Source organism: Streptomyces sp. NPDC019396 (assembly GCF_040632375.1).
Classification (GTDB): domain Bacteria; phylum Actinomycetota; class Actinomycetes; order Streptomycetales; family Streptomycetaceae; genus Streptomyces.
On record NZ_JBEYBS010000014.1, the window covers coordinates 49,855 to 62,356 of the forward strand.

Annotated in this window: 8 protein-coding genes, 1 tRNA gene and 4 pseudogenes; 7 read left to right on the plus strand and 6 right to left on the minus strand. The window is 68.2% G+C overall.

Annotation, left to right across the window (positions count from 1 at the left end; all coding sequences use genetic code 11):
* The first annotated feature begins 40 nt into the window (after positions 1 to 40).
* Both ABZ532_RS17960 and ABZ532_RS17965 read left to right on the plus strand, forming a co-directional pair.
* Positions 41 to 114: transfer RNA gene (locus ABZ532_RS17960), tRNA-Gly, on the plus strand.
* A gap of 503 nt (positions 115 to 617) precedes the next feature.
* Positions 618 to 2,258 carry a penicillin-binding transpeptidase domain-containing protein gene (locus tag ABZ532_RS17965; RefSeq protein WP_361283854.1) on the plus strand — a complete coding sequence of 547 codons (1,641 nt, stop codon included), beginning with the start codon at positions 618 to 620 and terminating at the stop codon, positions 2,256 to 2,258.
* Between the two features lie 66 nt (positions 2,259 to 2,324).
* Here the strand turns inward: ABZ532_RS17965 and ABZ532_RS17970 are convergent.
* Positions 2,325 to 2,429 (minus strand): annotated as a pseudogene (locus ABZ532_RS17970) (hypothetical protein); the annotation flags it as partial.
* Between ABZ532_RS17970 and ABZ532_RS17975 the strand changes: the two are divergent.
* A pseudogene (locus ABZ532_RS17975) lies at positions 2,425 to 3,344 on the plus strand (IS701 family transposase); the annotation flags it as partial. The pseudogenes ABZ532_RS17970 and ABZ532_RS17975 sit on opposite strands and share 5 nt — an antisense overlap.
* A 94-nt stretch (positions 3,345 to 3,438) precedes the next feature.
* On the opposite strand, the gene ABZ532_RS17980 reads toward ABZ532_RS17975, so the two are convergent.
* The gene (locus tag ABZ532_RS17980; RefSeq protein WP_361283857.1) at positions 3,439 to 3,942 is read right to left on the minus strand and encodes a GNAT family N-acetyltransferase; all 504 of its coding nucleotides are present in this window, start codon (positions 3,940 to 3,942) and stop codon (positions 3,439 to 3,441) included.
* A gap of 148 nt (positions 3,943 to 4,090) precedes the next feature.
* Here ABZ532_RS17980 and ABZ532_RS17985 point away from each other — a divergent pair.
* Positions 4,091 to 4,318 (plus strand): annotated as a pseudogene (locus ABZ532_RS17985) (hypothetical protein); the annotation flags it as partial.
* Between the two features lie 358 nt (positions 4,319 to 4,676).
* Here the strand turns inward: ABZ532_RS17985 and ABZ532_RS17990 are convergent.
* Positions 4,677 to 4,880, minus strand: coding sequence for a hypothetical protein (locus ABZ532_RS17990; protein WP_361283860.1), 204 nt, complete (start codon positions 4,878 to 4,880; stop codon positions 4,677 to 4,679).
* Between the two features lie 425 nt (positions 4,881 to 5,305).
* Between ABZ532_RS17990 and ABZ532_RS17995 the strand changes: the two are divergent.
* From ABZ532_RS17995 to ABZ532_RS18005, 3 genes and pseudogenes are all read left to right on the plus strand, one after another.
* Positions 5,306 to 5,711 (plus strand): annotated as a pseudogene (locus ABZ532_RS17995) (NUDIX domain-containing protein).
* The gene (locus tag ABZ532_RS18000) at positions 5,708 to 6,091 is read left to right on the plus strand and encodes a hypothetical protein (RefSeq protein ID WP_361283863.1); all 384 of its coding nucleotides are present in this window, start codon (positions 5,708 to 5,710) and stop codon (positions 6,089 to 6,091) included. The pseudogene ABZ532_RS17995 and the gene ABZ532_RS18000 overlap by 4 nt, the downstream one beginning before the upstream one ends.
* A gap of 578 nt (positions 6,092 to 6,669) precedes the next feature.
* Positions 6,670 to 7,077: a hypothetical protein gene (locus ABZ532_RS18005; protein WP_361283866.1), complete on the plus strand. Its 408-nt coding sequence runs from the start codon at positions 6,670 to 6,672 to the stop codon at positions 7,075 to 7,077.
* An 828-nt stretch (positions 7,078 to 7,905) separates the two neighbouring features.
* On the opposite strand, the gene ABZ532_RS18010 is transcribed toward ABZ532_RS18005, so the two are convergent.
* The 3 genes from ABZ532_RS18010 to ABZ532_RS18020 all read right to left on the minus strand — a co-directional run bounded on the left by ABZ532_RS18010 (position 7,906) and on the right by ABZ532_RS18020 (position 12,284).
* Complete coding sequence (locus tag ABZ532_RS18010) at positions 7,906 to 9,255, minus strand: FG-GAP and VCBS repeat-containing protein (protein WP_361283869.1); 1,350 nt, start codon at positions 9,253 to 9,255, stop codon at positions 7,906 to 7,908.
* A gap of 380 nt (positions 9,256 to 9,635) precedes the next feature.
* Positions 9,636 to 11,378 carry a protein kinase gene (locus tag ABZ532_RS18015; protein WP_361283871.1) on the minus strand — a complete coding sequence of 581 codons (1,743 nt, stop codon included), beginning with the start codon at positions 11,376 to 11,378 and terminating at the stop codon, positions 9,636 to 9,638.
* A gap of 534 nt (positions 11,379 to 11,912) precedes the next feature.
* A complete protein-coding gene (locus ABZ532_RS18020) occupies positions 11,913 to 12,284 on the minus strand; it encodes a hypothetical protein (RefSeq protein ID WP_361283874.1) in 372 nt (123 codons plus the stop codon).
* Positions 12,285 to 12,502 lie beyond the last annotated feature (218 nt).

A 12,502-nucleotide genomic window follows, 5' to 3' on the forward strand; every position in this document is an offset into this window, starting at 1 on the left:
CAGTGTGCAACGATGCGGAGCTGATCGATCGGCCCGTTTCGCGGGTGTAGTTTAATGGTAGAACATGAGCTTCCCAAGCTCAGAGCGCGAGTTCGATTCTCGTCACCCGCTCCACGAGAAAGCCCCAGGCCAGCGGCCCGGGGCTTCTTTGTTGTCCAGACGCGCCTAGTACTCCAGCAGCACTTCGTAGTTTGACCTGGGGAAACGTCGGGCGGTGGGAGTGTAGCGGGCAGGACCCGTCACGGACGGGTCCTGCCCGCCGACCCTCGAAGGAGTGCCCACGACGACATGAACACCCCGGGTCGGGGAAGCCACGGGCCATGATCACCGATCAGGCCGAGCCTGGGACCGAAACCTGGACCACCTCTTCACCACCATCGGGCACCACTTCGGCCGCGTCGATCCCCGCCGCCGGATGCGGGACTACGTGCACGGACGGTCGCTTCGCGGCTTGAGTCCGCATAAGGCACGATTCGGTGCGCGTTCCGGTCGGGTAACGATCGGTTCTGGCGGCTCAGGGGCGACATATGGCCCCTAGAGTGCATACGTATCTATGTCTTGACCATGTTCAGGTGAACATGCTCGTGCGTACGGGGCTCTTGGGGAGGGACTGCGCCATGCGCAGCGGAGTGAAGACCGCCTTCGTCGGCGGCGTGTTCGTCCTGGTGGCGGGCGGGGTGGGGTTCGCGGGCTACGAGATGCTAGGTGGGGACTCGGATGGTGCGGGCCTCGGTGGCGCGGACGCCGCGCCGCTGAACTCGTCCGGGCCCGGGGAGGTTACCGCCAAGGAGGTCGAGCGGACATCGCGGGACTTCCTGGCGGCGTGGGCCCGCGGGGACGTGGACGCGGCGGGGACGCTGACCGACGACCCGGCAGCGGCCGAGGAGGCGCTGCGCGGCTTCCGGGAGACCGGACATGTGGAGAACGCCGTGGTCACGCCGGGCGCGGCGAGCGGCGCCACGGTGCCGTACACGGTGACGGCGACCATCAGCTTTAAGGGGCACGAGAAGGAGCTGGCGTACACCTCGGAGCTGACCGTGGTGCGGGGCCAGAGCAGTGGGCGGGCGCTGGTGGACTGGCGGCCGACGGTGCTGCACCCGAAGCTGAACGAGGGCGCGACCCTGCGGACCGGTGAGGCGAAGACGATCCAGGCGGTGGACCGCGAGGGCCGGGAGCTGACCGCCGAGAAGTACCCGTCACTGGCCCCCGTGCTGGACACCCTGCGTACCCGGTACGCGGACGGGGCCGCGGGCGAGCCCGGCGTCGAGACCTGGATCGAGCCGGCCGACGCGGACGCGCCGAAGCGGACGCTGCTCACCCTCGCCAAGGGAAAGACGAGGAAGCTCCAGACGACGCTGGACGCCGATGTACAGGCCGCCGCCGAGCAGGCGGTGAAGAAGTACGACCGGGCCTCGGTGGTCGCCGTCCGGCCCAGCACCGGCGAGATCAGCGCAGTCGCCAACAGCCCGGCCGGCGGGTTCAACGTGGCGCTGGAGGGGGCGCAGGCCCCCGGCTCCACGATGAAGGTCGTGACCGCGGCGATGATGCTCGAGCACGGCCTGGTCGGCGGACCGACCTCCCCGGTCGAGTGTCCGAAGGAGGTGACCTGGTCGGGCCGGACCTTCCACAACAACAAGCACTTCTCCATCGCGAACGGCACCTTCCGGGACAGCTTCCGCCGCTCCTGCAACACCTTCTTCATGAAGGCGCTGGGCCCGCTGAACGCCAAGGGCGTGGAGGACATCGCCCTGAGCCAGACGGCGCGCAAGTACTTCGGCCTGGGCGGGGTGTGGTCCATCGGGATCGGCTCCACCGACGCCCGCATCCCGGTCTCGAGGGGCCCCGAGACGGCCGCCTCCTACATCGGCCAGGGCAAGGTCACCATGAACGCCCTCAGCATCGCCTCCCTCTCGGCGACCGTGAAAAACGGCGCGTTCCGCCAGCCGGTGATCGTGCCCAGGGAGATGATCAAGGGCGAGCTGACCACCGCCCAGCCGCTGCCCGGGAACATGGCCGCCACCCTGCGCAGCGTGATGGGCGCCGCCGCGACCGACGGCACCGCCGCCAAGGCGATGTCCGCGGTCAGCGGCGACAAGGGAGCCAAGACCGGGTCGGCCGAGGTCGACGGGCAGAGCGACTCCAACAGCTGGTTCACCGGCTACGCGGACGACCTGGCCGCCGGCTCGGTCGTCCAGTCCGGCGGCTACGGCAGCGGGCCGGCGGGCAAGGTCGTCGCGGCCGTGCTGAACGCACGGTAGGGCGGAGACGGTCCGGTCGGCAGCGCGGACCCGGTCCACGGCCCGGCGGTGAGCGATCATGGTGGCCAAGGCGGGGACGCTGGCCTTGCTCGGGTCGTAGCGGGGGGCGCGCCGCCACAGGTCGATCATGCCTCCTGCGTGACCTCTTCGGACTGGGCTCGATCGACGCATCGAGAACACCCAGGTCGGCGTGTTCCTCGCCTACGCAACCCGCCTGGGACGGGCCCTGATCGACCGTCGGCTCTACCTGCCCGAGTACTCCTGGTGCTCCGACCCCGAACGCCGTCACGCGGCCGGGATCTCCGAGGACATCCAGTTCGCCACCAAGCCCCGCCTGGCCGGAGAGATGATCGCCGCCGCTCTGGACGCCGGCATCACCACTTCCTGGGTGACCGGCGACGAGGCCTACGGCCAGGACCCCCAGCTCCGCGGCGCGCTCGAGGCACGCGGCACCGGCTACGTGATGGCCGTCGCCTGCTCAATGCGGGTGAGGATCAACCACGGCCGCACTGCCGTCCGCGCGGACACCATCGTCGGCCGTCTGCCTGCCACGGCCTGGCAGAGGCACAGTGCCGGCAACGGCGCGAAGGGCCCGCGGTACTACGACTGGGCTTGGATCCACGTCGGCACCGGCAGCCACCGGCACCTGCTCATTCGACGCAACCGGTCCACCGGCGAACTCGCCTACTACCGCTGTCATTCCACCGAGCCGGTGCCCCTGTCCGCCCTGGTCAAGGTCGCCGGCTCACGATGGCGAGTGGAAGAGACCTTCCAGACCGAGAAGGGGCTGGCGGGACTCATGAGCACCAGGTCCGCCGCTACTCGTCCTGGACCCGCTGGGTCACCCTGGCCATGCTCGCCCACGCCTTCCTCGCGGTCGTCCGTGCCGACGAACACGCCCGCCATCCCGGGCCGGCCGACCTGGTCCCGCTGTCCTGCAACGAGATCCAGCGCCTGTTCATCACGGTCGTCGTCCGGCCTCTCCACGACATGGCCCACCGACTCGGCTGGTCCGGCTGGCGGCGCCGCCATCAGGAGCGATCACGCACCAGCCATTACCGTCGACAAGCCGCAGCCCAGACATGAAGATCACGATCTGCACCTGGAGTACCGATCTCGGCATGCCTGGCGCTCCGCCGGAGCGCACTCGAGCATGAAGCCCCGGGAGCGTGCTCTCGCATCACGGCAACGAGCGTGTGAGCCAGACCACTTCACCGTTGTCTTCCGTGGACACGTGATCCCGCTCGAACCCGAGCTTCTCAAGGACACGGAGCGACGGTGTGTTCCATGCGCCGACGGTCGACCAGAGCCGCTTCCGCCCGGTCGCGATAGCGGCGTCGAGCACCGCCCTGGCCGCCTCGGTGGCGTAGCCACGCCCATGCGCGCGCTGGAACAGCTCATACGCGATTTCAGGCTCCTCCAGGGTGGAGCGGCCGATGATCAACCCGCAGTAGCCGATGAAGTCCCCCTCGTCACGGCGCTGAATGGGCAACAGGGCGATCCCCGTAGTCGCCGTCGCGGTCAGCAGCTCCGCGATGGACGTCCGGATGTGCTCAACCGTGGGGGTCCCCTTGCCGCGTTCGGAAAGGAGGGCGCAGAACTCAGCGGCGTCCGACTCGGCCCACGGCCGCAGTATCAGCCGCTCGGTCTCAAGGTGGAACGGCATCGTCTCGTACGTAGTCATGCCCCCACTCTGTCCCACGGATCATCACGTACTGCAGCTGGAGTACTAGGCGTCGCGTGCCACATCCGTGCCTGAAGGTGGCGGAGATCCACTGCATCACGCCGCGCTGCAGTGGCCGGTCCAAGCGGACTGCCGCCTCTTGCGCGGCAAGCCCTCCGGGGGCACCGAGCGCACCTCCGACGAGTCGACGGCAGTCGCATGGCTCACGCCCGAAGAAGTCAACGAGCGGATGACCGAGGTCTACGCGGTATGTCTGCTCGATTCGCTTGACGGCTCAGGATCTCTTGTCAGGAGCCACGACGGCCGACAGCCTCCGGCTCGGTATGCAGTACTCGAGCTCGCTCGGCTGAGCCGTCGAGATCGAACGAGCAGCTGACGCAGCGGGCGTTGAGCCCCTGGACGCGTTCTTCGATCTTCTGGGCGAGTTCCGCGCTGCCCGAGCCACAGCCGCCAACCACCGCGCGGGAAGAGTTTCCCTACTCGATCAAGGCGCATCCGCCGCGCACAGCGCGGCGTTGCGCGCGGCCCGGCTACGCCGGCCGCGCGGCTGTAGCGAGCACACCCGAGCGGTGGACGGCAGCCCGCGGTGGCTGGGCCCGGTCGGCCCCGTGTGCGATCGTCACGCCTCCCAGGTACGTCGAGCCGTCAGCCGAGGGGGAACGCTCGCGAGGGAGCGCCCCGCAACGCGTGGCTGCGGGGCGCCGATCCACTTTCACAACGGGCCCTAGTGGGGTTTAGTCGACCGTCTGCCCGTCGTACATACCACCTCTGCAGGTCGGGAGCACGGGCGTCGACCGATCGATCGTTCCGCCGCCGTCCGTGCACTCACCCGGGGTGACGCTGGCCGGGGTGGCGGTGGCGGTGGCAGCGCCTGTGAGGCCGAGTCCGGCGAGGGCTGCCGTGGCGAAGACTGCGGCGAGGATTCGTCGAATGCGCATTTGGTTCGCCTTTCACAGATTGCCTCGGTTGGGGCACTAGCCAGCTTGATCTTCACCCATATGGGTGGCACGTCATGTTGGGCCATTCGGGTGACAGTGTTGTCGGGTGCGGGGTCGGTGACGCGACCCGTCAGAACGGATGGAAGCCCGTGCCACATGCCAGAAAGAGCGGATCCCAGCGGTCAAGAGCAGTCAAGCGCGACGCCTCGCAATCAATCACCAGAGGCCGTCTGCGCTGGTAAGCGTCAACACCCTCCGTGACGGCCCGGTGATTCCCAAGCTCAGAGCGCGGGTTGATTCTCGTCACCCGCTCCACGAGAAAGCCCCAGGCCAGCGGCCCGGGGCTTCTTTGTTGTCTAGACCTGCTTAAGCGTCTCGTGTACGGTTTTCCGCAGCACAAGTCAACGCCACTGCACTCCGCGTCCATGGGGGGGCGGTCATGCGCGAGGACGGCCGGCTACTCGCGATCCGCCGGGCCGACAACGGAAGTTGGGAGCTGCCGGGCGGAGTCCTGGAGCTCTCCGAGACACCGGAGGACGGGGTGGCCCGCGAGGTCTGGGAAGAGACCGGCCTCCGCGTCAAGGTCGACCAGCTCAGCGGGGTTTACAAGAACACGACGCGAGGCATCGTGGCCCTGGACTTCCGCTGCAAGCGCTCCGGGGCACCGAGCGCACCTCCGACGAGTCGACGACAGTCGCATGGCTCACGCCCGAAGAAGTCGCCGATCGGATGTCCGAGGTCTACGCGGTACGCCTGCTCGATGCGCTGGACGGGGCAGGGCCTCACGTCAGGAGCCACGACGGCCGACAGCCGTTGGAGGCATCGGCGTGACCAGCAATGCCAGACTCCCCGAGCCAAGGCCGCTGCACGAGCTGGGCGGTGTACACGACTTCCTCGACGACATTCGCCTCCGGCCAAGCATGTACGTGCGAGGCCGTTCCGTCTTGCACCTCCAGTCGATCCTGTACGGGTACAGCGTCGCCTGCGAGATCCACGGAGTTCCGGTGGTAAAGGACTTCGATCACTTCGGGCCATTCAGCGAGTGGCTCTGGTCTCGGCTCGGCATGCAGTACTCAAGCGCACTCGGCTGGGCCGTCGAGATCGAACAGGCAGCTGAAGCAGCGGGCCTCCAGTCTCTGGACATGTTCTTCGAGCTCTTGGACGAGTTCCGCGCTGCGCGAGCCACAGCCGCCAACCAGGCGGCGCGGTAAGAGTTTCTCTACTCGATCAAGGCGCATCCGCCGCGCACAGCGCGGCGTCGCGCGGCCCGGCGACTCGGGCCGCGCTCCTGTTTTCGCCCCGCTCTGGCCCGGCCGTCGGCCGCACGCCGATAGGCGAGGGCTTGATGGGGGTGAACTCCTATGTGGCTGTGGCGGTCGCCCTCGGCTTTAGGCAGCCACCATGGGGCGAGCCTCGAAGATCGGTGGGCACATCGGCTATTGCGGGCAGGTCAAGAGACTGCCCGATTCGCGGGAAGCTTACGGGCACCCGACCTCTCGCCCCACGGCAGCTCCCGCCCAAAGCCGCTCCACCGACCCCCGGTTCGTAGAATCGCGTAGTGATCACAGCCACGGGTCTTGTCATCCTCGGGTGCCGGACACGATTTTGACGCCGGGATGCAACCTTCCCGGGGGCCCGTCGCGTCAAGGTAGTGTCGGCTACCTTGATCAACTCGCCCCACCCCAGGAGGCAGTGGGCCCCCGGTGCCCCGAGCGCTGTCCTCCCGCTGCAATCTTCCGTATGCCTCTTCCACTGTCGCCCTGACATCAGAAACAGATTGGACTCTGACTTGAACGTCAAAACAGTGCTCGGCCGTGCTCTTCCTGTAGCCGCGATGGTCCTTGCTTCAGGGGCACTGACCATCAGTCCCGCAGCAGCTCTTGATTGGGATTGGGGCCCTTACTACAGCAGCGGTAAGGGAGCCAAGGTGTACTTCGAGGAGAACGGTGATCAGTTCAAGGTCTGTGACATCAAGACTGATGGTATGCGAGCGTTGGTCTGGGTCACCACTTCGAGCAATCGTTACCTGATGGACTTCAGCGATTCCAAGAATGACGGCAAGTGCAGCTACTCCAAGGCCTCTGACGGTAGCTTCTACAACCTTCCGGAAAACACCTGGATCGAGATAACCGCCTGCGTCACCAACGGAAATGGATGCCAGCATCCAGGCACGACGTACAACATTTACAACGATTAAGCAATGAAGTAGCCCATTCATGCAGTGCAAGGGCAAGGACGTTGACGTCCTTGCCCTTGCACTGCATGTTCCGCGTGCACTTCCGTGCCCGTTGCGTGCCCGACAGGTCGGTAAGCCGCGGTCGATAGCGGTTGCCCAGGAAATGCCGCGTGGCTCGCTCTGGCGCCCGTGCCGCTGGTCAGGCCGCCAAAGACGCTCACAGGCGCGGTGATTCCCGAGCTATGGGCATGAGTTCACTTCTCGTCACCCACTCTTTGGCGAAGGTCCCGGTCAGCAACCGGGACTTTTCACTTACCCATCAGGGGCACCGCTGCAGGTTCTCACCCCGCTACGGATAAGCGGAGCGCCACGAGCCCCACGGATTCGTTCAATCCCGCCCGCCGAGGTCAGCCGGCGAGGCCCACGCGAAGATCTTCGGCGCCGTCGGCACCTCCAAGAACGCGGACGCGGACGCGGCGTGAACGAGCACATCGAGACCGTTGTCCTGGACTCGGAAGGCGTCTGACTTGGTGTCGCCGAGCGCACGCCGGCCGGTCGTCAGCTCAGGCGCGGCCTGCCGGACACGGCCCTTGAAGGGGCGACTCAGCGTTCGACAGCACAATTGCGGATGTCCAGGCTCATGAGATCGACCGGCTGTCACCGGGACCGGACACGGCCGTCTTCTCTCGTCGATACGAAGCCAACGGCCGGGACACGAACCCACCTCAGATACATGTCGACGGCCTGCACAACCCCAACGGGGTCGTACAGGCCGTTGACACGCAGGCCCCCGACTCACCAGCGGCATCGGACCGATCCGGTGGGCTCCTCAGCCTGCGAATGGGCGTCCTACTGCGGGAACGCGGGGACCAGCGCGAGCTCCGTCGCGCCATCGGCCGTGACACCGGCCGCACCCGCCCGCAGCAGCACACCCGACACCAGCAGGTCGGCGTCGCCGTCCCGGTCGAAGTCGCGCAGGCGGACGGACTGGCCGAAGGCCTCGTACGGCGTGGCCTTGCCGGGTACGCCGGCGGTGGCGCGGGTGAACCACCCGGAGCCGGTGCCGCTGAGCCCGTGCGCACCGCCTCGCAGGACGTGCACGCCGCCCGCCTGCTTGAGCGTGCCGACCTTCTCCCCGGGCACGCCCACCGCCAGGTCCGGGTAGCCGTCGCGGTCGGTGTCACCGACCGAGAGGGCGAAGCCGAAACCGTCGTGCGCTGTGGCGGAAGTGGCCACACCCGCCGTGGTCTGGGTCAGGCGGTACGAGGTGGTCGGGCCACCCGAGCCGCCGCGCAGGACGACGACCGAGCCCGCGTGCTTGTTGTACGGGGTGTCGCTGACGGCCAGGTCCCCATAGCCGTTCTTGTCGAAATCGGCGATGACTCCGGTCGGGCTGTAATCCGGTGACGACGTGTCGTACGTCGTGAACGCGCCCGCCTTGACCGTGGTGCCGCCGCGCAGGAACCAGGCGGCCTGGGTCATCTTGTCGTTCTTGTAGCCCTGACCGAGGACGTACAGATCCGTCGCCTTGTCCTTGGTGACATTTCCGGCGACGAGGCCGGTCGGTTCCAGAATGTCGGAGTACTCGTGCCGGGTGACCGCGCCCGTCGTGCCGGACTGGGAGAAGCCGCCGCGGTAGATGGAGACGGTGCTCACGCCATCGGCGACGGCCAGGTCCGCCTTTCCGTCGCCGTTGAAGTCGCCGGTGGCCAGGGCGGCGCCGAACCCGTACAGAGCCTGAGCCGCGGCGGGTATGCGCGTGGCCTTCGTGCCGAGGCCCGACTTGGCGCCCCACAGGATGGTGACCGCGCCGGCCGCGACCTTCGTGCCGACCTTCTCGCTGCGGTCGGCGACGGCGAGGTCGGCGTATCCGTCGCGGTTGAAGTCCGCGTTCGCCAGCTGATCGCCGAACGAATCACCGTAGCCCCCGCTGTCGCCGGCCTTTCCGGGGATGCCGGCGCTGTCCTGGGTGAACGTCTTCGTCACGGTGCCAGGGCCCGTCGCCGTGCCGTAGGTGACGGTGACCTCCCCGGCCCAGCCGACCGCGTAGTCCCGGAAACCGTCGCCGTTGAAGTCGTCGGCGTACTTGGCGGGCGTGGCCGCGGTCGCCGTCTGGGTCGCGAGGACGAGCAGCCCGCCGGTCAGCGAGACGGCCGTCGCCGTCACGAGAGCCAGGCGGAGCTTCCTGTGCGTGAACATGTGTCTCCTGTGTTCTGAGTAAACAGGAGACACACCCAGGGGCAGAAGAGTTGTACGCGAACGGACTCGGGTACGGAACCGTCACCGGGCCCGCTGGTCGCCACGGTCCAGAGGCGGACCGGAACCTCGTAGACGCTCTCGCAGAGCGCGCTGACACGACGATGTCCGCCGTGTGTGACCAGCGCGGCTTTGTGAGTGCCGCTCACTGGTCGGGAACGCCTAAGGGCTGTCCCGTAATCCCCGGTGGATCAGCGCACGGCGTCAGATGCGGTGCATCGCAAGGCGGAGGGTCGTCCTCATACTGGGCGTATTCGGGCGATTCGACAACGCAGGGTGCCGTAGCTGTCGTCGTGCGCCCGCCGGGGATTACGGGACAGCGCTTAGCACCGGGACAGGGTGCCGCTCTCCTTGGTGAGTTTGGTGCTGTGGGCCCAGCCTTCGGTGTTCGTCCCGACGATGCGGGCGTAGATCCACTTATTGCCGTAGGCGTTGGTGATGTAGCAGTGGTAGTAGAGCTTCACACCGGTCTTGACCGCGGTCACGTACTGGCATTCCGCGTACGGCCCGGTGTAGAGGTGGGACGTCCCGGCCAGGTAGCCGTAGCCATCGCTGCGGTTCTCGTGGCCCCAGCCGGTGCAAGCCGTCGACACCGGGGTGGGCTCCTTCACCGTCGGGCTGGGCTTGGTCTCCGGGGAGGCCGGCAGGCTCTCGGTCGGCTTGTCGCCTTCGACGCCGGGCTTCTTCGTGGGCCCCAGCTCCTCGTCCTCGTGGCCATCCGGCTCTTCCGAGGTCGACGGCTTCGAGGACGTGCCGGGAGAACCGGCGGACGACGGAGTGCTGCCCCCGGTCGGCAAGGGGCTGTCCTTGGGGGAGCCGACGCCGGGCCTTGCCGGCTGTGCGACCTCCGTGGTCGTGCCGCCTCGTTGGGAAGTCAGGGCGTAGGTGATGCCGGCGCCTGCGGCGACGAGCACGACGGCGGCCGCAGCCGCGACGACCGTGCGGTTGCCGCGGCGCCGTGCGCGACGGACTGCCGTCCGACCCGTCTCGGGAGCGGGGACCCCGGCGTGGCCCGCGACCGGCGCGCCGTGCTGCGGCAGGTCGGGCTGCACGTAGCCGGCATGCGGAGGTTCAGACTCCGGGGCGTGCTGGGGGAACAGCGGGGGACCGAACCCAGGGGCCGGTGCGGCGGCGGCCGCAGCCCCGGGCCCCACCGTGGGAGCGGGCGCGGGAGTCGACGTCGGAGCGGCGGATGCGAGGTGCACCGTCCCGCCCGAGGCGACGCGCTCCAGCATGCCGCGCGCCTGTTCCGCGGTGGGCCGGTTCTCCGGCTCCTTCGCCATCAGCGCCCGGAGCACCGGCGTGAGCGGACCCGCCCGGCGGGGCTCCGGCAGGGGCTCGGTGACGATCGCCGACAGGGTGGACCACGCGGACGTGCGGCGGAACGGCGAAGTCCCTTCCACGGCCGCGTAGAGCGTCATGCCGAGCGACCAGATGTCCGACGCGGGACCGGGCTCCCTGCCCTGCGCGCGCTCCGGCGGCAAATAGTCGAGGGAACCGACGAGTTGACCGCTCTGGGTCAGCTTGGCCATGGCGTCGTCGGCGGAGGCTTCCATGGTGGCGATGCCGAAATCGGTGAGCACGACCCTGCCGCCGCGCTCGATCAGCACGTTTCCCGGTTTGACGTCCCGGTGGAGTACGCCGGCCCGGTGCGCGGCGTCGAGCGCGTCCATCAGCTTGGCGCCGATCGCGGCGGCTTCGTGCGGCTCCAGTGTGCCGCGCTCCGTCAGCACGTCGTCGAGCGAGGGCCCGTCGACGAGCTCCATGACGATGACCGGGAGGCCCCGCTCCTCCGTCACGTCGTGCACGGTGACCACGCCGCTGTGCCGGATACGGGCGGCGGCCTGCGCCTCCCGCTGCATCCGGGTCCGCACGCCGGCCAGTTCGGCTGCGGAGGTGTCGGTGAAGGCCCGCAGGACCTTGACGGCGACCTCTCGGTTCAGGAGTTCGTCCTCCGCCCGGGCGACCAGCCCCATGCCGCCGCGCCCGATCATGGAGGTCACCCGGTAACGCCCGCCGAGTACCTTGCCCGTCAGCTCTCCGCCATGCGCTTCCCCCGCGGTCACTGCGCGCTCCGTTCCGTGGTTGTTCGTGAACCATCAATCCGAAGTCCTCAAGGGTAGAGGCAAGGATGTGAGGGGAAGGCGGCGGCCGTGCGCAAGTCCGCGGCCGTCCATCAGGGTTGGCGCCCATAAGTGGCACGGCGGTCCGTGACCGTGCGTCTCGGCCGGCGTTTCAGATATCAGAACCCGGGTGCCAATTTCCGCCGTCCAAGGGAAAAGCGAAGACGACGAGCCCCTTTGTTGTCGTCTGGACCGGCTCAGCGTCGCACGCCCCGCTCCGATTCCATCTGTGAGGCCAAGGACGAACTTCGTCGCCCCACCCTCAAGGGAAAGCCCCGGGTCGGGGACCCGGGGCTTCTTCACTGTCCAGACCGTGCCAAGCGTCTTGTGCCGCAACCGTGCCAGACGCTTGGGGATCCACCGCATCACGCCGCTCTCGGACGAGCTCGCTTCCCGGTCTCGCCGGTCATCGCCCGAAGGAGTACGGAGATGCGGGGGAGGGGTGCCCCCGCTACAGGAAGGGCACCCCAAGAACGGTCAGCGGTGGCCGTGGCGGTCGTGACCGCGGTGGTGGCCGTGGTGCTGGGGGTGACCGGGGTGCCGGTGGCCCCAGTGACCCCAGGGGCTCCAGCGGCGGTCACGGTGGTGGCCCCAGCGACCGTCACGGTGACCACGGTGGTGGCCCCAGCGACCGTCACGGTCGCCACGGTGGTTGTCCCAACGGCCGTCGCGGTCGCCGCGACGGTTGTCGCCGCGGTCGTGCCCGCGGTCGTCACCGCGGTCGTGTCCACGGTCGTTCATGACATGAGACACCACCGAAGGCGTGGTGGCGGCACTGGCGCCGGTGGCGCCACCCAGCAGGACAGCAGCCGCGACGCCCAGCGCGGCGGCAAAACGGGAAGCCCGCATTCGTGCTCCTTTCACAGCAGGCGCCTGATGCGCCTGGCTGAGGCGAACGCACCGATGTTCACACCCGAAATGCACCGATAAGCCTGAAACACCACCAAAGGCACCTCATATAAGGAAAAATCGTTGAACGGGGAACCGCTGTCCAGCGTGTCGGCGTCCCGCGCGCACGCGTAGGAGGCGGCCCCTCTCGCCCACCGGGGTGAACTTGCACCTCGCGA

Coding starts and splice junctions, on each gene's coding strand:
- ABZ532_RS17980 (WP_361283857.1), bottom strand. CDS start 3,942: ATGACTACGTACGAGACGATGCCGTTCCACCTTGAGACCGAGCGGCTG.
- ABZ532_RS17965 (WP_361283854.1), top strand. CDS start 618: ATGCGCAGCGGAGTGAAGACCGCCTTCGTCGGCGGCGTGTTCGTCCTG.
- ABZ532_RS18010 (WP_361283869.1), bottom strand. CDS start 9,255: ATGTTCACGCACAGGAAGCTCCGCCTGGCTCTCGTGACGGCGACGGCC.
- ABZ532_RS18020 (WP_361283874.1), bottom strand. CDS start 12,284: ATGCGGGCTTCCCGTTTTGCCGCCGCGCTGGGCGTCGCGGCTGCTGTC.
- ABZ532_RS17990 (WP_361283860.1), bottom strand. CDS start 4,880: ATGCGCATTCGACGAATCCTCGCCGCAGTCTTCGCCACGGCAGCCCTC.